A 19,815-nucleotide genomic window follows, 5' to 3' on the forward strand; every position below is an offset into this window, starting at 1 on the left:
CGGAGCGCGCAAACGGACGATGCACGCTTAGGATGCCGACCTCATCATAAAGGACGAGGAGGCAGATCGGTTGCGCACCCCCGGTATCCCGCGCGATTGACACGGGGAACCGACCGCCACCTGCATTCGTCCAGCCTCCCGTCGGGGATCACGCCTCGTCCAAAGGGGGATCATGACCGACGGACCAACCACGCAACGCCTGCGGATCGCACAGGTCGCCCCGGTGATCTTCCCGACCCCGCCGAACGGATCGGGCGGGACCGAGCGGATCGTGTACGACCTGACCGAAGCGCTCGTCGAGCACGGGCATGACGTCACGCTGTTCGCGCCGTCCGACAGCCGGACTTCCGCGACGCTGGTGTCCGCCGGACCGAGCCTTGCCGCGCTGAAACACGCGCGCGGGGATGTCGCGCCGGGGGTGCCGGCTGCGCTGGAGGCGATGCAATTGGGGTTGCTCGCCGAGCGGCTTGGCCAATTCGATATCGTCCATTGCCACGGCGAATTCGCCCACGCAGCCGTACTCGGCGCGGCGCGGTCGCGGAGCATCACGACGGTCCACTGGCGGCTCGACGAATGCGACCGCGAACTGTTCTTCGGGCATTTCACCGACCTGCCGGTGGCGGCAATCTCGGCGGCGCAGGCGTCCGCCTTGCCGTTGGCGAACCTTGCCGGGATCGTGCACCACGGCATCGCACACGACCGCTATCGGATCGGCGACGGGGCAGGCGGCTATCTTGCGTTCATCGGGCGGATGACCGACCAGAAACGCCCCGACCGCGCGATCGCGATCGCGCAGGCGGTGGGGATGCCGCTGCGGCTTGCGGGTGCGGTCGATGTCGGCAACCCGACCTATTTCGCGAAGCACGTTGCGCCAGCGCTGGGGGACGCGATCGTCCACGTCGGCGAACTGGACGATGCGGCGAAGCAGGACCTGCTGGGCAATGCGGTGGCGCTGCTGTTCCCGATCGACTGGCCCGAGCCGTTCGGGCTGGTGATGATCGAGGCGATGGCGTGCGGGACGCCGGTGATCGCGTGGGACAAGGGCAGCGTGCGCGAAATCGTCGAGCCGGGCGTCACCGGCTTCATCGTCTCCAGCGAGGCGGAAGCAGCGGAAGCGGTCGCCAAAGCCGCCATGCTCGACCGCAGCGCGATCCGGCGCGTGTTCGAGCAGCGCTTCACCGCCGATCGGATGGCGCGCGATTATGTCGACCTGTACGCGGCGCAGATCGCGCGGGCGCGCGGATGACGTCGCGGCACGTCGCACGGCTGCGGTGCCCGGTGTGCGCCAACCCCGACTGGCACGCGCGAATCGGTGGGGAGGAATGCACGCATTGCGGGCTTCAGGTCGATGCGGGTGTTCCGCTCGACGGGGTTCGCGCGGCGATGCTGCATCGTCTCGGCGAAGGTCTGGCATGTGGTGCTCCGAACGATCGCTGGGCACTGACTGCGGAAGGGTGGCGCAATGCGGCGTGGCGGTTCGGCTATGTGCTGGACCACGATCGCGCGGGTCCAGCTGTGCCGCGCAACCATGCGATCACGCTCGGGATCATCACCCGGCCCGAAGAATGCGCCGATGCGGCGGCGCTGGTCGCGGCGCTTCCCGAGTTCGCACGACGGATCGTGCTGATCGATGCACCCGACGCTGCACCCTGGGGCGATGCGTTTCCCGGCGTCGAGCTTCATGCGCACCCGCTGGCCGGGGATTTCGCCGCACAACGCAACCGCGTGCAGGCGCTGGCCGGGGAAGGGTGGGTTTTGCAACTGGACAGCGACGAGCGGCCCGACGCGGTCTTGCGTGACAGTCTCGGGTGGCTGGTCGCGGCTGCGGACGGCGACGGGCTGGAGTCGTTGGGGCTCGCGCGGTGCAACCTCGTCGATGGCGCTCAGTCGGCGCTGTTTCCCGACATCCAGTACCGGCTCAACCGAAGCGCCGTGCGCTTTGCGGGGAACGTCCACGAACGCCCGGTCGTCCCGTTCGCGCAGACGTCGCTCGCGCTGTCAGGGGTGATCGAGCATCGGCTCGATGCGGTCCGTGTTCGAGCGCGAACGCGGACCTATGCCGCGATGTCCGCCGACGGCGCGCGGCCCGAGGACGAAACCCGTTTGTTGCGCCCGTTCGACACGATCGCGGATCGATAGGCCGCGAGCGTCTGTTCCCCAAGCGTGCGGCGCGTGAACTGGCCGGACGCGGCGCGGCCAGCGGCGGCATAGCGTATGCGCAGCGCTGGATCTTCGATCAGCGGGCGCAGCGCGGCGGCGACGTCCGCTCCGGTGCAGGTCGTCGCGAGGATCCCTGCGCCGCTGTCCCCGACGAACAGCCGCGCGCTTGCATCCTCGGCGCAGGCGACGACGGGGCGGCCGAACATCATTGCCTCCTGATAGACGAGGCCGAAACTCTCGTAGCGCGACGGGGCGACGACGACATGCGCCGCCGCGAACAGATCGTGCAAGCGGGTCTCGTCGACGCGGTGGAACAGGCGGAGCCTTTCGCGCGCGTGCGCTGGGAGTGCAGCGACGTCTTCTTCCTGCGCGCCGACCAGGGTCAGCCGGAACGCCGGCAGGCGCCCGGTCGCGTGCTCGGTCGCAAGGATCGTCATCGCCTCCAGCAATGCATCGAACCCCTTGCGCGGCTCGTTTCGCCCGACGAACAGCAGCTCGACCGTTCCGCCGTCGCCCGGATAGGCGGCGTTCTGCCCACGTTCGGTGATGACCTGTGGCAAACTCAGCCCGATCACCGCGTGATGGGAGCCGGGGTGGGGCACGCGGTACAGGTCCGCGATGGTGTCGCCATGCGCCGTGGTGTTCGAGATCAGCCCGGCACTCCACTGCGCCGACAGCCGTTCGATCAGGATCGCGCCCGCACGGTCGACCCGGTTACGCAGCGTCGGCTCCTGCGATAATGTGATCGCGGCGGGCGTGGAGTTGCGCGTGACGAGCGGTATCGTCCGTCGCGCGGCGATGGCGGCACCGGGGGCATACCAGTTGGTCGCCTCGATCACGTCGAAGCGCCGTTTCCGATGCTCCGCGATGACCGCCGCGCGGAACGCGAGCGGCGCGGCGAGATGCCCCAGCGCCGCCGTGCGCCGCAACGTGGCAAGCGCTCCGCGGGGGGCGCACCCGATGATCTCGAGTTCTCCGTCGCGGTCCCGTCCGCTGCGATCCAGCGTGAACACGCGGACATTGGCACCGGCTTCGGCCGCCGCATGGGCAATTTCCAGCGCCGCACGGGACAGCCCGCTTTTCTCGGGCGGTAGCGCCCACGTCAGCAAACCAACCTGCAGCTGGGGGGATACTTGCTCTGGATCAATTAAATTCCCGTACATCGTTTCGGAACTGCGATGAATGTGAGTCAGTTCCATCTTTCTGTCTCCAGAATGAACGGTAACAATGTTCGTACTCCACATCGCACTTCAGGGCTGCCTTCGGGGGCACGATGTGGAATACGGCATGACGGCTGATACCGGCGGGCACATCCGCTACGTGCTCGATCTGGTGCGCGCGAGCGACGCGCATCCGGCGATCGATCGGATCGAGATCCTGACGCGCGCTTTCGTCGATCCGGTCCATGGCGAATGTTACGATCAGTGTATCGAGACGATCGACGATCACACGCGGATCGTGCGGCTGCGCAGCGTGGACTCGGGCTATCTCGCCAAGGAACAACTGTGGACGCAGCATGACAGCATGGTCGAGGCGGCGGTCGCGCACATCAGTGCGCTCGATCGCTGGCCCGACGTCATCCACGCGCATTATGCCGATGCAGGGGCGCTGGCCGCCGCGATCAAGGACCGGTTGGGAATCCCCTATGTCTTCACCGCGCATTCGCTCGGCCATGTGAAGCGCGCGGCGTTCGACAAGCCGTGTCGCGAGCTCGACGGGCTGGAGCAGCGCATCGCGATCGAGGACCGCGCGATTGCGGGCGCATCGGCGATCATTGCGTCGTCGCGCGACGAGGCCGAGCTGCAATATGCGTTGTACGACGCCTATGACCCGGGCCGTATCCGCATCATCGCGCCGGGTAGCGACGTGAAGGACTTTGCGAACGCCATGCCCGATCCGGCGATCGACGCAGCGATCGCTCGTTTTCTGACCGATCCGTCGAAGCCGACCATCCTGGCGATCGCGCGTCCCGTAACCAAGAAGAACCTCGCAGGACTGGTCGAGGCGTACGGGCGTTCGCCCGCGTTGCAGGCGGCGGCGAACCTGGTGATCGTCGCGGGGACTCGCGACGATCTGCGCACGCTCGAACCCGAAGTGCGCGACAATCTGGCCGAACTGCTGATCCTGATCGACCGGTACGATCTGTACGGCAAGGTCGCCTATCCCAAGACGCATCGACCGTGCGACATTCCCGCAGTCTATGCCTATGCGCGGGAGCGGCGGGGGGTGTTCGCCAATCCTGCGCTCAACGAGCCGTTCGGCCTGACGCTGCTCGAGGCGGCGGCGGCGGGGCTGCCGGTGGTGGCGACCGACAGCGGCGGGCCGAACGATATCGTCGAGACCTGCGGCAACGGATTGCTCGTCGATCCGCGCGCGCCGGAAGCGATTTCGGATGCCCTGCTCGCGATCCTTGCCGATGACGCGCTGTATGATCGCTATGCGGCCGGCGGACGGACGGCGATGCGGACGTATGACTGGGACGCACATGTCGCGATCTACGCCGATCTGCTCGCCGAAGTCGTTGCCGCGCCGATGGCGCAACCGGATCGTGACACGATTCCGCAGAACCTGCTCGTGTCCGATATCGACGGCACGCTGCTCGGCTGCGCGGACGCGCTGTCGGCGTTCCGGCAATGGCATGGCGACGAGCGCGCGCTGGTTTTCGCGGTCGCGACGGGGCGCAGTTTCCACAGCGCGATGGCGGTGCTGGCACAGCATCACGCGCCGTTGCCCGCGATCGTCATCTCCTCGGTGGGTTCTGAAATCTATCACCGCCGTCCGGGCGGGGTCTATGCGCGCGACATCGCGTGGGACGAGAAGGTCGCTGCGGGCTGGGACCGTGAGGCGATCGCCGGGGTCATCGCGCGCGAAGGCGGGCTGACCCCACAAAGCCCGCTCGAACAGCGCCGCGCGAAGCTCAGTTACATGATCCAGGGTGATCCCGATGCGGGGCGGCGGCTGCGCGCGTTGCTCGATCGACACGGGCTGGCGTGCACGATCATCCAGAGCCACGGGCGCTATCTCGACGTGCTGCCGTTCGCGGCGTCCAAGGGGACCGCGGTCGAGCATGTCCGCCAGGCGCTCGGGCTGGCGGCGGGGCAGGTGGTCGTTGCGGGCGACAGCGGCAACGATATCGAGATGCTGCGCTCGGTCCCCAACGCGATCATCGTCGGCAACCATTCCGACGGGCTCGCCGAGCGGAAGGACCTCAGCCGCTGTTACGTCGCGCGCGGTTCGCATGCACACGGAATCCTGGAAGGCGTCGCGCACTTCCGCAAGACCGCCAAGCGCGCGTGAGCATCAGTGTCCTGACGATCGTCCGCGGGCGGTCGTCGCATCTCGCCAATCTGATCGCGGGTCTTAATCGCCAGAAGCGCTTGCCCGACGAACTCGTCATCGCGTGGATGCAGGAAGCGCCGTCACCCCTACCCGAAACGCGCTTTCCGGTGCGGTCGGTGCTGGTGCCGGGGGACCCGATGCCGCTTGCGGCGGCGCGCAACCGTGCCGCCGAGGCGGCGCGGGGGGAGCAGTTGATCCTGCTCGACGTCGATTGCATTCCGGCGGCGGGGCTGGTCGAACGCTATGCCGCAACCGCGGATGCAGCGGGGGTGCGGCTGGGCGATGTTCTGTATCTGCCGCCGGGCGGGGTCGAACGGCTCGACGATGAGGCGCTAGACCGCGTCGGGGTGCGGCATCCCGCGAAACCGGAACTGGCCGAGGATGAAATTCGTGCCACACCGAGCCACGGCGAGTTGTGGGGGCTATCCTTTGCATTGTCCGCCGCCGACTGGCGGCGCGCGGGCGGGATGGACGAACGCTACATCGGCTATGGCGGCGAAGAGACCGACTTCGCAGCGCGGCTGGAACGCGCTGGCGTGACGATGGCGTGGGTTGGCGGTGCGCGGGCGTATCACCAGCATCACCCGATCCATATCCCGCCGCTCCAGCATTTCGACGCGATCCTGCGCAACGCGCGGCTGTTCCATGCGACTTGGGGGCGGTGGTGCATGGATTACTGGCTGGGCCAGTTCGCGGAGCGCGGCCTGATTGTGATCGACGACACCGCGCTGACCGTAGTGCGCGCGCCGACCCGGGACGAGATCGACGCGACGCTGGACGCGACCGCGCTGTTCAGTTGACGGTCGGCGGCGCTCAGGCCGCCGACATGAGCGGCGGGGCGTCATTCCCTGCGGCCTGCGCTGCAACCGGCGCTACCGGTGCCTCCGCCGACCACAGATCCACCGCCATGCCCTCAAGATAGGTCGCCGCCTTGCGGGCGGCATCTGCGTCGTACAGCGCTGCGAGCGCCGCCGGGTCGAGCGCCTTCGCGGCATCGAGGATTTTGCGCCACGGGGCGAGCGCGCCCGGCCATTCGCGTAACATCACCGCAGCGCCGACCTCGGCGAGCCGTTCGGCCTTGCGCGTCTGTTCGGCGAAATAGCGCCATTCGGGGGCGCAGACATAGGGTCGCCCGACACGCGCGATCTCGTGCACGGTATTGTCCCCCGCGGAGGCGATGACCACGTCCGCAGCGGCGATGTAATCGGTCACGCCCGCGACCCAGCCCAGTTCGCGCAGGTTGCCGAAATCGGTCTCATGCCCCTCGCGGTGGGTCGGCCCGAGCACCAGCCACGATGCATTGGGCACTGCGCGCGCCGCCATCGTCAGCGGCGCATAGGGTGTTCCCGCCCCGCCGCCGCCGGTCAGCACGACGATGATTTCCTGTGTCGGGTCGAGCCCGAGCTTCGCCCGCGCGGCCTCGCGCGACGGAATCGCGTCGACCGTTGTGCACAGTCCGCCGGTGTAGCACGTCGCCGCACGCACCCAGTCTGGCGTGTCGTCCTGTTCCAACGTCCGATCGAACGGGGCGAGCAGCCCGACGCTTGCCTGATACGCCCCCAGATGCCCCGGATCGAGCCGGTCGCCATGCATTCGCAGGCTGATCGCGGGAACACTCGCGATCCGCGCGAGCATCGCGATCTCGGCGGAAACGTCGACGACGAACAATGCGGGATCGACATCGTCGAGATGATCGAGGATCGTCCGCATCGTGCCCCGCGTCTTCGCGACGCCGAGCGGAACGCAGTGCATGATCTCGGGCGTCGGCTGCGCGAACAGCCCGGGGGAGGGGACCGGCGCGCCGATCATGTTGGGCAGCGGGACAATGTCGATCGGCCGGTCGAACCCGTCGAACAGTTCGGGCCGCGCACACAGGACGCTCACCGGACGCTCCGGGGGGAGTTCGCGGATGATCGCCATCGCGCGATTGGCGTGGCCGCGACCCTGGTGATGGATGAAGAAGCTGATCGGTTTAGGCGTCATGGCGGGGCAACGCGACGCAGCGCCTTCGGTTGCCTTGCCGCCATGCGAAAAGCGGCGGGTTTGATGATCGCCCGATCAGTCGAACGTCGCGACGTAATCCACACCATTCTCGACGCGGCGAAACGGTGCCAGGACGATGTCGATCCGGCCCATTACCGGATGTGTCATCTGATAGGTCGAGTGCGGCCAGGTTTCGTCCGACGAGCTGCGGAAGACCAGCGAAAAGGGTACACGCCCGCCTTCGCCCCCCCGACGGCGCGACGCCTCCACCAGCGTCAGCGGCATGATGCCGACGCGCGGCACGCCCAGCGAGAATGTCGTGCCGACGTGCCCCGCAAATTCGTTACACGTCATTGCCCGACCCATGGCCAACCCTCGCGCGTCGATAACCCTTGCCCCCACGGCAAGTACCGTGGGTATCAAGGAAACGGGTCATGACGCAATGCGCGCGACAGACTACCCTTTGAACTACTCCAAATTATGTATCTACGCTGCGACGAGCTGCTGTATTCTTGCGGACAAGACGTCCATCGCGAACGGTTTGGTAAGAATATGCATCCCCGGATCGAGATGTCCATTCCCAACCGCTGCATTCTCTGCATAGCCGGTGATGAACAAGATCTTCAGATCGGGGCGTGCGACTCTTGCGGCATCTGCCAATTGGCGTCCGTTCATGCCTTTGGGCAGGCCAACATCGGTAATCATCAAATCGATCGCGTCGCCCGACGCCAGCACGTCCAGCGCGCTCGGGCCGTCACCCGCCTGCAACACGTGGTGCCCGAGATCGGTCAGTGTATCGACCACCAGCGCCCGAACGTCGGGTTCGTCGTCCACCACCAGGACGGTCTTTGCGATCGACGGTGCCGCCATATCGACCGCGACCACGATCTCCGGATCCGCCGCCGCGACTCCGTGCGACCGCGGGAAGAACAGCTGCATCGTCGTGCCATGCCCGACTTCGGACGTGATCCGCACCTGTCCGCCCGATTGGTGGACGAACCCGTAGATCATCGACAGCCCGAGGCCGGTACCTTCACCCAATGGCTTGGTCGTGAAGAACGGATCGAACGCGCGCGCGATCGTCTCGGGGGACATGCCCGATCCGGTGTCGGTGACGCTCAGCACGATATACTGGCCTGCCGCCATGTCGCGGCTGCGCGCCGCGGCGGCGTCGAGCGCGACGTTGCCGGTCTCGACCGTGATCCGACCGCCTTCGGGCATCGCATCGCGCGCGTTGATGCAGAGATTGAGGACAGCGTTCTCGAGCTGGTTCGGATCGATCAGAGTCGTCCATAATGTCTCGTCGCGGACCACCCTGATCTCGATCGCGGGGCCGACCGCGCGTTGCAGCAGATCCTCGAAACTCGCGATCAGGCGATCGATGTCGGTCGGCCGCGGGTCGAGCGTCTGCCGACGCGAGAAGGCCAGCAGGCGGTGGGTCAGCGCGGCCGCGCGTTTGGCACCCTGTTGCGCCATGCCGATGTAGCGGTCGACGTCGTTGATGCGCCCCTGCTTGATCCGTGCCTGGATCAGTTCAAGGCTGCCCGAAATCGCGGTCAGCAGATTGTTGAAATCATGCGCTAGACCGCCGGTCAACTGACCCACGGCTTCCATCTTCTGCGCCTGGCGCAACTGTTCCTGCGCGGTCTCGAGATCGGCGCGGGCTTCGCGCTCGACGGTGATATGGCGTCCGCTCGCATAGACCCGACCGCCCTCAAGCGTCGCGACCCAAGCGATCCAGCGGTAGCTGCCGTCCTTGTGGCGATAGCGGTTCTCATATTGCCGAAGCGTCGCGTTCAGCGTTTCCTCAAACGCGACGGCGTTGGTGGCGGATTCGTCCGGGTGCCCGAACGCCAGATGGCTGCGCCCGACGATTTCGTCCGCCGTCCACCCGAGGACGTCGGTCCAGGCAGGATTGATCGACAGGATGATCCCCTCGTCGGAGAGGATCACGAGCATGTCCTGCGAATTCTGCCAGGTCCGGTCGCGCTCGCGGGTGCGTTCGGCGACCTGGCGCTCGAGCGTTTCCGCCAGTGCGGCGAGGGCATCCTCGGCGCGCCGCCGTTCGATCGCCGCCTGCGTGCGGTCTGCCACGTCACGGACGAAGATGAGGTCATCGTCCGACCAGACCCGCGGCGCCCTGTTGTTGAGGTACAGCAGCGCCGAGAACCGCCCGCGTTCCACCAGCGGCAGGTTGACGACGGCGAGCGCATCGATCGCTTCGAGCGCGTCGGCATTGCCGGCGGTACGGGGATCGGTGCGGGCGTCCGCAAAAGTCACCACGTCGCCGCGTTTCAGATCCTCGATATACGAGCCATAGTCGCGGAAGCGCAGCACGCCTGCGAGCGTCGGTACGCCCGGCATGCACCAGTCGCGTTCGATCGTGATCGTCTCCGCAACCGGATCGATGACGCCATAGCCTGCGCGACTGACGCTGAGCGTGTTGCCGAGGATCGCCGCCGCCTCGAACGACATGGCGGCGGTATCGGGGGCTTCGCGCAGCCGGTCACTGAGCGACAGCAGCGCGCGCTGGCGCAGTTCGATCACGCGGCGATCGGTGATTTCGTGCGACACGCCGACGACGCGCTGCGGCCGTCCGACGGGGTCGCGCTCGACCCGGCCATCGACCTGAAGCCAGTGCAGCGATCCGTCGCGCCAGAGGCAGCGCACTTCGGCGCGGTAATCGGCTCCGTCCGCCAGCGCGCGCTTGATCCCGGCGACGGTATCGTCGCGATCGTCGGGGTGGATCGCCGCGAGCAGGTCGTCATAATCGAACGGTTCGTCCGCAGCGCGACCGAATTGCGCCTTGGTATCGGGTTCGACGTGGAGCGACGAGGTCGTCATGTCGAGCGTCCACGCCCCCAGGCCACCCGCCGCAATCGCGAGCTTGAGCCGTTGCTGCCCCGCGTGGATGTCCTCCAGGCGGTTGCGCGCGTCATATTGCCGGAGCCGTGCGCGCCTTGCCGCGCGTGCGAGTGACAGCAGCGTCGTCGGGTGGAACGGTCGTTCGAGGAAGGTGACGTTGCCAAGCGCCTCCAGCAGCCGCACCGCGCCCGGATTGCGTTCGAGCCCGCCGCCGCGTTCGGTCAGCACGATGAACGGCAGGTCCGACCATTCCGCCTGTTGCGCGAGGACGCTGGTCAGGTCGCGCAGGTCCGCGCCCCGCAACGCTTCTTCGGTCAGGACGGCGAACCCGCAACCTTGCGCGATCGCCGCGACCAGCGATGGCAGGTCCGGCGCGATTTCCGCACCCAGTTGCCCTTCTTGCAGCATCGCACGCGCAATCACCGCGTCGCGACCGCGCGGTGCAAGGATGATGGCGCCTTCGGCGAGCGTGCGGTTCAAGAAGAATTCAAGCCCATGTTAGTCCAGCAGGAGTGCATCGTCTTCGCCGATCAACGCCGGAACCCCGCGCAAGATACCCTGGAAAGCCGTCAACGGGTGTCCGAGCGTGATGCCTGTCTGACCGATCGTGAATTCGCGGATCGTATCCTCATGGTTTCCCATCCGCTTCTTAACGACCGAGATCGCGCGTCGGACCCGCCCGGTCGCTTCGAAATATCGCAGCAGGATCACGGTGTCCGCAAGATAGGTCACGTCGACCGGGGATTTCATGTCGCCGACCAGGCCATGTTGCGCGACCGTCAGGAACGTCATGACGCCTTGCCGATTCAGATATTGCAGCAATTCGTGCATGTGCAGGATCAGCGCCTGCTCCTCCGGCATCGCCGCCTGATAGCCGTTGAGGCTATCGATCACGACGGTGCGCGCCTTGTAGCGTTCGACGCAAATCCGCACACGTTCCGAGAACTCGCCGGGCGACAGTTCCGCCGCGTCGATCTGTTCGATGACGAGCTGCTCGGACTCGACCATTGCCTGCAGATCGATCCCGAGCCCCAGCGCGCGGCTGAACAGCAGCCCCAGTTCTTCGTCGAACACGAACATCGCCGCATTCTCGCCGCGTTCGATTGCGGCCTTGACGAAGCTCAACGTCAGCAGCGATTTGCCGGTGCCTGCGGGGCCGAGGATCAGCGTGCTCGCGCCGCGTTCGAAGCCGCCGCCGATCAGCCCGTCGAACGCTGCATCCCCCACCGGAATGCTCTCACGCGAGAAGCTGCCGCGATGTTCCGCCGATACGAGCCGCGGGAAGACGCGGATCCCGCCGGTGTCGATGACGAGATCATGGTACCCGCCACGATAGCGCCGCCCGCGATATTTGAGGACGCGCAGGCGGCGCCGTTCGGCGCCGTAATTGGGGGACAGTTCCTCGAGCCGGATCACCGCATGGGCGACCGAATGGACCGTCCGGTCCAGCATGTCCGCGGTGAGGTCGTCGAGCATCAGCACGGTCGCGTCATGCCGCGCGAAATAATGTTTGAGCGCGAGGATCTGACGCCGATAGCGCAGCGAACTTTGCGCGAGCAGGCGGATTTCGGACAGGCTGTCGAGCACGACTCGCGATGGCTTGATCTGCTCGAAAATCTCGAAGATCCGCTTGGTCGTCTCGCCCAGTTCCAGGTCGGACGAATAGAGCAGGCTTTGCTGATGGTCTTCGTCGAGCAGGCTTTCGGGCGGGACCAGTTCGAACACCGTGAAGGATGGCGGGAAGGTCCAGCCATGCGATTCCGCGCCCTCGCGCAGCTCCTCGTCGGTTTCGGACAGCGTGATGTAGAGGACGCGTTCGCCAGCCTCGGCACCCTGGAGCAGGAACTGGGTCGAGATGGTGGTCTTGCCGGTGCCGGGACTGCCTTCGAGCAGGATCAGACGCCCGCGTTGAAGGCCTCCGCCCAGAATATCGTCAAGGCCGGCCACGCCGGTAGGACAATCCGCCACACACTCTCCCCTTTCATCGGGGTCGTAACGACCTCGTCGAAATCATGGGCTGATATGCATCAAGAGATACGGGGTTCGATACTCTTTTTGTTCGCGCGGGCTCGGGCAGATTCTGCGAGACGCAGGAACCGCATATCACCATCATGGATGGATTGATCCGGTCCGGGTGAGGCGCGTAGGGGAGTGGCATGGCCACCAGTCGAATCCGTCGTTTCCTGACCGAGGAGAACTGGACCTTCGCGCCGCACGAGCGTCCCGCACTGCCGGGTTCGCCGGCGTCGCCCGAGCACGCACAGATCGTCCGTCTGGCGTACGGCGCGATCGCGATCCTGGTCGGGCTGACCGGGGGGCTGGGGACCGCGCTGATTTCGGTCAATACGATGACGTTGCAGGGGTCGCTCGGGTTCGATCCGACCGAGATCGCGTGGTTGCCGACGGTGTACGTGATGACCAACGCATCGGTGAACCTGCTGCTGATCAAATTCCGCCAGCAATATGGGCTGCGGCCGTTCACGATCATTTTCCTCGGCCTGTACGTGCTGCTCGCGTTCGCGCATCTGTTCGTCCACGGCTTCTGGTCGGCGATCGCGGTGCGCGCGGCGAGCGGGATGGCGGGGGCATCGCTCAGCTCGCTCAGCCTTTATTACATGATGCAGGCGCTGCCGACCAAATGGCGGTTGCGCGCGCTGGTCGTGGGCATCGGGATTCCGCAATGCGCGACCCCGCTCGCGCGGCTGTTTTCGCCCGAGCTGCTGGCGATGTCGCAATGGCGGGCGTTGTATCTGTTCGAATTCGGGCTGGCACTGTTGTCGCTGGTCGCGGTGAGCCTGTTGCGCTTGCCGCCGACCGAGCGGAAGCAGGCGTTCGAACCGCTCGATTTCGTGACCTTCACGCTGTTCGCGGTCGCGATCGCGCTGCTGTCCGCGGTGCTGGGGCAGGGGCGGCTGGTGTGGTGGTTCGAGGCGCCGTGGATCGGCTGGTCGCTGGTCGTGGCGATCCCGTTGTTCGCGGCGGCGCTGGTGATCGAACACGGCCGCGCCAATCCGCTGCTCAACACGCGCTGGCTGGGCAGCGCGGATATTGTGCGCTTCACGATCGTCACTTTGATGGCGCGACTCGTGCTGTCCGAACAGACCTATGCCGCGGTCGGGCTGTTGACGGTGCTCGGGCAAAACAACGACCAGTTCGGGACGCTGTTCGCGATCATCTTCGTCGCGTCGATCGCTGGCGTGATCGCGAGCGCGGTGACGCTCGACGTCAACCGGCTGACGCATCCGGTGATGCTCGCGATCGGGCTGGTCGCTGTCGCGGCCTATGTCGACTCGCTGTCGACCAGCCTGACGCGTCCGGCGCAACTGTATGTCACGCAGGCGGTGATCGCGTTCGCGGGCACCTTCTTCCTCGGGCCATCGCTGCTGTTCGGGATGACGCGTGCGCTCAAGGAAGGCGCGGGGCACATCATCAGCTTCCTGGCGTTGTTCGGCATGGTCAATGCGATCGGCGGACTTGGGGGAGCGGCGTTGCTGGGCACCTATCAGACGATCTCTGAAAAGGCGCATAGCGCGGCGATCGTCCAGGCGATCGACCCGACCGATCCGATCGTCGCCGCGCGCATCGCGGCAGGGGGCGGCGCGGTCGGACGCGTCGTCAGCGATCCGACGCTGCGATCTGCCGAAGGCGGTGCCTTGCTTTCGCAGACCGCGACGCGCGAGGCCAATGTGCTTGCCTATGACGACACGTTCCGGTTGGTGGCGATCCTCGCCGCGCTGACCACCGCCTATCTCGCTTTTCTTCTGATCCGCCGCACGAGGCGCGAACGTCGCGCGGCGCTTGCCAAGGCTTCCGCATGACCGATACGCGCCAACCGCCGCAGAGCCCCGTCGCGGCCACCCCCGTGACCGAAGCCCGCGCGGCCGAAAACGCCGCCGCCGCCGCCGCCGCCGCACCCGCTGCACCCGCTGCCCCCGCCGCGCCGGTCGGATCGGGTTGGCGGCCGCCGCGCCCGTCGCGCAGCGCGCTGATCGTCGCGATCCTGTTGTCCGCGATCGGGATCGGCGCGGTGCTGTATGCCTGGCGTCTGCCGCCGTTTGCGACCGCGAACCAGGCGACCGACAACGCCTATGTCCGCGGGCGCACTACCGTCATCAGCCCGCAGGTCAGCGGGTATGTCACCGCGGTGCTGGTGCGCGACTTCGCAAGCGTGACGCAGGGGCAGCCGCTCGTGCGGATCGACGACCGGATCTACCGCCAGCGGGTCGACCAGGCGAAGGCGCAGGTCGCGGGTCAGGAGGCGACGCTCGCGAACAGCCAGCAGACCGCACGCGCGCGCGCCGCCAGCCTGCAGGCACAGGACGCGGCAGTCGCCAATGCCAACGCGCAGTTGCTGCGTGCGCGCGCCGACATGAACCGCGTCAACGACCTCGTCACCGACGGTTCGGTGTCGCTGCGTGAACGCGACCAGACGCTGGCGGCGCTGCGACAGGCACAGGCGGGGGTGCTCCAGGCGAAGGCTGCGCGCGAAATCGCCCGGCAGGACATTCGCACGGTCGAGGTCGGGCGCGGCGGTCAGCAGGCCGGCGTCAGCGGCGCGGAAGCGGCGCAGCGGCTCGCGCAGATCGACTTCAACAATACGGTGGTGCGCGCGCCCGAGAGCGGCCGGCTGAGCGAGGTCGGCGTGCGGGTGGGGCAATATGTCACCGCGGGTTCGCAGCTGATGTTCCTCGTGCCGCCCGAGACCTGGGTGATCGCCAATTACAAGGAAGCGCAGACCGCGCGGATGGCGGTCGGGCAGCCGGCCAGCTTCACCGTTGACGGTCTCGCCAATGCGCGCCTGACGGGCCACGTCGAGCGACTGTCCCCTGCGGCGGGGTCCGAATTCGCGGTCCTCAAGGCGGACAATGCGACGGGCAACTTCACCAAGGTGCCGCAACGCATCGCAGTGCGGATCAAGATCGATCCAGGCCAGCCGCTTGCGGCACGGTTGCGGCCGGGGATGTCGGTGCAGACGCGGATCGATACGTCTTCGGGGCCGCAAATCCGATGAGACGCGGACTGGGCGTCCTCGCGGCGGGGATGATGGTCGCGGGATGCGTGGGGCCGCGGCCGGAAGCGCCCGCCGCCACCGCGATCGTTGCACCCCCCGCATGGCGCACCGCGCTCGGCCCCGGGTCGCCGGTCCGCGCGCAATGGTGGAACGCGTTCGGCGATCCGGTACTCACGCAACTGATCGGCCAGGCGCTCGCCAACAGTCCCGATCTCGGGATCGCGGCGGGCCGCGTCGACGAGGCGCGCGCCGCAGAGCGGCTGGCGCGCGCGCAACTGTCGCCGACGCTTAGCGCGGGTTTGCCGACGACCGATGCACGTGCGCTCAACGCGTTCGGGGTCGCGAGCACCAACCTGACGGCGCAGCCATCGCTGACCGCCAGCTACGATCCCGACCTGTTCGGGCGTCTGCGCAACGCGAGCGCCGCGGCACGCGCGCAATTGCTGGCGAGCGAGGGCGCGCGCGACGTCGTCCGGCTCGCCATCGCCAGCAGCGTCGCGAGCGGGTACATCACGCTGCGCGCGCTCGATGCGCGGCTGGCGGTCGCGCGCGATACGCTCGCCGCGCGGGGCGATGCGCTCCGCATTGCGCGGCGGCGTGCGGAGACGGGCTATACCTCCAATCTCGAACTGCATCAGGCGGAAGGCGAGTATCGCGCGACGGAACAGCTGATCCCGCAGGCGCAGCTGGCGATCACACGGCAGGAGGATGCGCTCAGCCTGTTGCTGGGGGATACCCCCCGCGCGATCCAGCGGGGTGCGGCTTTGACCGCGCTGGTGCCGCCGCCGATCCCGGACGGGCTGCCCGCCGATCTGCTGCGACGCCGGCCCGACCTGTTCCAAGCCGAACAGACGCTGGTCGCGGCGGACCGCAGCCTTGACAGTGCGCGTGCGGCGTTGCTGCCCAACATCGCGCTGACCGGGTCTTCGGGGGTGATCCTGTCGACCGCACTCGCCGATCCGGTCGGGATCTTCTCGATCGGCGGTAGCGTGCTGTCCCCGCTGTTCGACGGCGGGCGGCTTCGTGCCAATGTCGATGTGAACGCCGCGCGGCGCGACCAGGCAGCATTCAGCTATCGCCGCTCCGCGCTTACCGCTTTCCGTGAAGTCGACGACAGTCTCGCCGGGGTCCAGCGCTCGGGCGAACAGGCGGTCGCGATCCGTGGGCAGCGCGACGCCTATGCGGCGGCGCTGCGCAACGCATCGAACCGGTATCGTGCGGGATATTCTTCGTATCTCGACCAGCTCGATACGCAACGCGGGTTGCTGACCGCCGAGCTTGCGCTGGTTCAGGCGAATGCGGACCGGTTGACGTCCTATGTCGCGCTGTATCAGGCGATGGGGGGCGGGTGGACCGAAGCTGACGTGTCGGCCGTGCGACGGTAGGGTGTGCCAGATCCGTTTTACCGGCTGTGCGAGACCTCGGCATCAAGGCATTCGGCGGTTTGATCATCACCCCGCGCCCCAAAATCTGCCGTCATGCTGAACTTGTTTCAGCATCCACCGCGCAACAGGCATAGTGCGGACTTGCGAGGGCTGGATCCTGAAACAAGTTCAGGATGACGGACGGTTTTTTGGCACCCTCGCCTTCGCAGGAAGGCAGCAAATGACGCCTCCGTTACCCAACTTTCGCAGAGGCCAGGCGAAAACGGGAGTCCAGGGTAGCGCCCTTACTCAGAACGCGAACGGCGCAACCGTCGTGCGCTCTGCGATGCGCAGGGCGTCCGCGACCAGCCGCAAGGGCGACAGATCGACCTCGGACTCGCCCGCCGCCACCAGCTTCGCAAAGCGCTCATAGAGCGCGGGATATTCGATGTTCGCTGCCGTGCGCGGTGCTTCGCCGTCAATCGCGATCGTTGCTCCGCCATCGCTGAGCGACACGCTGCCACGATCGGTGTCGATCCGTATGTCCCAGCTTTGCGGGCCGGTTTGCAGGAAGTCGAAATCGGCCGTGATCCGCGTGTCCCCCGCCGCCATCGCGAGCGTGGCGGCGATCGCCGCGCCGCGACCTTCGGGGATCGCGATCCGGGCGGTTTCGACGCGAACCGGTCGGGGCAGGAGGAAGGTCAGGATCGACAACGCGTTGATCCCCGGATCGAACACGCCGAACCCATCCTCCGCAAGGATCCATTCCTGCCCCGGATGCCAGCGACGAATGTCTTCCTTCCAGGTGATCTGCACCGCCGAAACGTCGCGTTCCGCGATCCAGGCGCGCGCCTCGGCGACCGCGGCGGCTTCGCGCGAATGCCATGTCGCCATCAACGAAACGTCCGCGCCGGCGGCATGCGCCACGATTCCCTCAGCCTCCGCCAGCGTAGTCGCGGTCGGCTTTTCGAGCAGGACCGCAAGTCCGGCATTGATCGCGGCCATCGCGATGGCGGGCCGGTAGGCAGGCGGCGTGCAGATCGCGACCGCGTCGAGATCGGGCAGTCCGGCCATCATCGCGGCAAGGTCGGGATAAGCGGCGACACCGTCGAGCCTGCCATGCGGGTCGGCCGTCGCGACCAGCGCGTAGCGCGGATCGGCAAGGATGGCCGGAACGTGCTGATCCCGCGCGATCTTGCCGATGCCGACAATGCCGAGACGGATCACGCCATCGCGCGGCTGGGCGGGGTCAGTCATAGCGGCTCTCGTCTTTTGTAATATTATTGCAGCGCCCTTATGGCGCTGCGGCGGCGGCATCAAGCCGCAGACAGGTCTCCGACAGCGTCGACCCGGTCGATCAGCTCGATCACGTCGCCAATCAGGTGGCGCATCGCCGCGCGCGCGGCTTCCGGATTCCGGGCGAAGATCGCGTCGCGGACGGCGGAATGGTCAGCGATGCTCGCGTTGCGTCCCTTGATCCGGTTGGTGAAGCGGATCGAGGTACGCAAGGCCGTGGCGACGACGTCGCGGAACTGCCCGTAGAACGGATTGCGCGATGCTTTCAGGATCGCGATGTGGAATGCGATGTCCGCATCGAGCGGATCGTCCGCATCCCGGTCGGCGGCGATCATCCGCTCTAGCCCGGCATCAATGTCGACCAGGTCCTCCGCGCCGCCGAACTGCGCTGCCAGCGCCGCCGCTTCGGGCTCGATCGCGATCCGCAACTGGCTGAACTGACGGAGCAGATCGACCGAGAAGGTCCGTTCGAGCATCCACCGCAGGACATCGGTATCGAACAGGTTCCACGTCTCGGACGGGCGGACGATCGTGCCCTGGCGCGGACGTGCGCTGAGCAGGCCCTTGGCGGTGAGCATCTTGACCGCTTCGCGCGTCACCGACCGGCTGACGCCGTGCGTCTGCGCGAGCTGCGCTTCGGTCGGAAAGGGCTGCGTCTCATATTGGCCGGTGACGATCGCGAGGCCGATCGTGTCGAGCAGACGGTAGGTAAGGTTGCGCGTCGGCGGGGGGGCTTGCTGAACCATAAGCCGCCTTTCTGGCGGTTTGCGACGATGCTGTCACCACCCGCAACCGCTTGAGCGGGTGGACACGGCGAATAAGTCAGATAAATACCGCCCTGAGCGTGCAACCACCGTCTGCGGTCGGTGGCACCCTGGCGCGAAGGAGACCAAGCGTTGACCATGCCCGTATCGTCGCTGTTCAATGATGCCTTCCTCGCAGTCGATTGGGGCACCACCAATCGGCGGGTTTACCGGATCGAAGCCGGGCAGGTCGTGGCTACGGATCGCGATGCGCGCGGCGTGACCGCGATCGACAAGGAGGGATTCCCGGCGGAAGTCGCCGACATTCGTGCGCGCTTCGGGGATTTGCCGATGCTGCTGGCGGGGATGGTCGGCTCGACGATCGGCTGGCGCGACGTGCCCTATGTCGCGACCCCCGCCGGGTTCGAGGCGCTCGCGCGCGGGCTCGGCTGGATCGATGATCGCACCGCGATCGTCCCGGGGCTGTCAGTGCTGGTCGATGAGCGTGCGGACGTGATGCGCGGGGAAGAGATTCAGTTGCTCGGCGCGGTCGAGGCGGGGCTGGTGCCGCGCGATGGCCTGCTGTGTCAGCCCGGAACGCATTGCAAATGGGCGCGGATGGAAGCGGGCGTGGTGGTCGATTTCACCACCGCGATGACCGGCGAGCTGTTCGCGCTGGTGCGCGGCCACGGGTTGCTGTCGACTCAGCTCGTTGGCGACGTCACGCCGGGTGCGGCGTTCCGCGAGGGCGTCGAGGCGGGCAAGCGGCGCGACCTGTCCGCCGCGCTGTTCGGCATTCGCGCGAGCAAGCTGCTGGGACAGCGCGACGATGCCGATGCCGCATCCTATGCGAGCGGGCTGCTGATCGGCAGCGACGTCGCGGTGCGGCTCGAAAAGGGCGCTGGGGATGTCCATATCCTGTCCGACCCGTCGCTTGGCGGCCTGTACGCCATTGCGGTCGAGGCGAATGGCGGCACGCCGCATATCGTCGACAGCCACGCCGCCTTCGCCGCCGGTATCATCGCGCTCGCACGCGCGCTTGGAGAATGATCGC

Annotated in this window: 15 protein-coding genes; 8 read left to right on the forward strand and 7 right to left on the reverse strand. The window is 66.9% G+C overall.

Features of this window, described 5'->3' with window-relative positions; translation table 11 throughout:
* The first annotated feature begins 172 nt into the window (after window positions 1-172).
* A complete protein-coding gene (locus AC3WJR_RS01650; protein WP_492721734.1) occupies window positions 173-1,246 on the forward strand; it encodes a glycosyltransferase family 4 protein in 1,074 nt (357 codons plus the stop codon).
* Window positions 1,243-2,139, forward strand: coding sequence for a glycosyltransferase family protein (locus AC3WJR_RS01655; protein WP_492721736.1), 897 nt, complete (start codon window positions 1,243-1,245; stop codon window positions 2,137-2,139). The genes AC3WJR_RS01650 and AC3WJR_RS01655 overlap by 4 nt, the downstream gene beginning before the upstream one ends.
* Here AC3WJR_RS01655 and AC3WJR_RS01660 read toward each other — a convergent pair.
* Window positions 2,055-3,359: a glycosyltransferase family 4 protein gene (locus AC3WJR_RS01660; protein WP_492721738.1), complete on the reverse strand. Its 1,305-nt coding sequence runs from the start codon at window positions 3,357-3,359 to the stop codon at window positions 2,055-2,057. The two genes, AC3WJR_RS01655 and AC3WJR_RS01660, sit on opposite strands and share 85 nt — an antisense overlap.
* A gap of 28 nt (window positions 3,360-3,387) precedes the next feature.
* Here AC3WJR_RS01660 and AC3WJR_RS01665 point away from each other — a divergent pair, with 28 nt between their 5' ends.
* Together AC3WJR_RS01665 and AC3WJR_RS01670 are read left to right on the forward strand one after the other, a co-directional pair.
* Entirely contained in the window at window positions 3,388-5,457 is a 2,070-nt protein-coding gene (locus tag AC3WJR_RS01665; RefSeq protein ID WP_492721740.1) for an HAD-IIB family hydrolase, read from the forward strand.
* Window positions 5,454-6,299, forward strand: coding sequence for a glycosyltransferase family 2 protein (locus AC3WJR_RS01670; protein WP_492721742.1), 846 nt, complete (start codon window positions 5,454-5,456; stop codon window positions 6,297-6,299). Before AC3WJR_RS01665 ends, AC3WJR_RS01670 begins: the two co-directional genes overlap by 4 nt.
* A 13-nt stretch (window positions 6,300-6,312) precedes the next feature.
* Here AC3WJR_RS01670 and AC3WJR_RS01675 read toward each other — a convergent pair whose 3' ends face one another.
* The 4 genes from AC3WJR_RS01675 to AC3WJR_RS01690 form a co-directional block, all read right to left on the reverse strand.
* Window positions 6,313-7,482: a glycosyltransferase gene (locus AC3WJR_RS01675; RefSeq protein WP_492721744.1), complete on the reverse strand. Its 1,170-nt coding sequence runs from the start codon at window positions 7,480-7,482 to the stop codon at window positions 6,313-6,315.
* A 75-nt stretch (window positions 7,483-7,557) separates the two neighbouring features.
* Window positions 7,558-7,836, reverse strand: coding sequence for a DUF6916 family protein (locus AC3WJR_RS01680; protein WP_354284617.1), 279 nt, complete (start codon window positions 7,834-7,836; stop codon window positions 7,558-7,560).
* A gap of 132 nt (window positions 7,837-7,968) precedes the next feature.
* Window positions 7,969-10,827: a PAS domain-containing protein gene (locus AC3WJR_RS01685; protein WP_354284616.1), complete on the reverse strand. Its 2,859-nt coding sequence runs from the start codon at window positions 10,825-10,827 to the stop codon at window positions 7,969-7,971.
* Window positions 10,828-10,845: 18 nt separating this feature from the next.
* A complete protein-coding gene (locus AC3WJR_RS01690; protein WP_354284851.1) occupies window positions 10,846-12,294 on the reverse strand; it encodes an ATPase domain-containing protein in 1,449 nt (482 codons plus the stop codon).
* A 209-nt stretch (window positions 12,295-12,503) separates the two neighbouring features.
* Between AC3WJR_RS01690 and AC3WJR_RS01695 the strand changes: the two genes are divergently transcribed.
* The 3 genes from AC3WJR_RS01695 to AC3WJR_RS01705 are packed head-to-tail and all read left to right on the forward strand — an operon-like array spanning window position 12,504 to window position 16,743.
* Window positions 12,504-14,165 carry an MFS transporter gene (locus AC3WJR_RS01695; RefSeq protein ID WP_492721747.1) on the forward strand — a complete coding sequence of 554 codons (1,662 nt, stop codon included), beginning with the start codon at window positions 12,504-12,506 and terminating at the stop codon, window positions 14,163-14,165.
* Window positions 14,162-15,358: an HlyD family secretion protein gene (locus tag AC3WJR_RS01700; protein ID WP_492721749.1), complete on the forward strand. Its 1,197-nt coding sequence runs from the start codon at window positions 14,162-14,164 to the stop codon at window positions 15,356-15,358. The genes AC3WJR_RS01695 and AC3WJR_RS01700 overlap by 4 nt, the downstream gene beginning before the upstream one ends.
* The gene (locus AC3WJR_RS01705; protein ID WP_492721753.1) at window positions 15,355-16,743 is read left to right on the forward strand and encodes an efflux transporter outer membrane subunit; all 1,389 of its coding nucleotides are present in this window, start codon (window positions 15,355-15,357) and stop codon (window positions 16,741-16,743) included. The genes AC3WJR_RS01700 and AC3WJR_RS01705 overlap by 4 nt, the downstream gene beginning before the upstream one ends.
* A 288-nt stretch (window positions 16,744-17,031) precedes the next feature.
* Here the strand turns inward: AC3WJR_RS01705 and AC3WJR_RS01710 are convergent, their stop codons facing one another.
* On the reverse strand, window positions 17,032-17,979 hold the full coding sequence (locus AC3WJR_RS01710) for a Gfo/Idh/MocA family protein (RefSeq protein ID WP_492721756.1): 948 nt from the start codon (window positions 17,977-17,979) through the stop codon (window positions 17,032-17,034).
* Window positions 17,980-18,038: 59 nt separating this feature from the next.
* Window positions 18,039-18,764, reverse strand: coding sequence for a FadR/GntR family transcriptional regulator (locus AC3WJR_RS01715; RefSeq protein WP_492721758.1), 726 nt, complete (start codon window positions 18,762-18,764; stop codon window positions 18,039-18,041).
* 156 nt (window positions 18,765-18,920) lie between these two features.
* Here AC3WJR_RS01715 and AC3WJR_RS01720 point away from each other — a divergent pair, with 156 nt between their 5' ends.
* Complete coding sequence (locus AC3WJR_RS01720; RefSeq protein ID WP_492724106.1) at window positions 18,921-19,811, forward strand: 2-dehydro-3-deoxygalactonokinase; 891 nt, start codon at window positions 18,921-18,923, stop codon at window positions 19,809-19,811.
* The last annotated feature ends 4 nt before the right edge of the window (window positions 19,812-19,815 follow it).

This window comes from Sphingomonas sp. FW306-05-A (assembly GCF_058782275.1).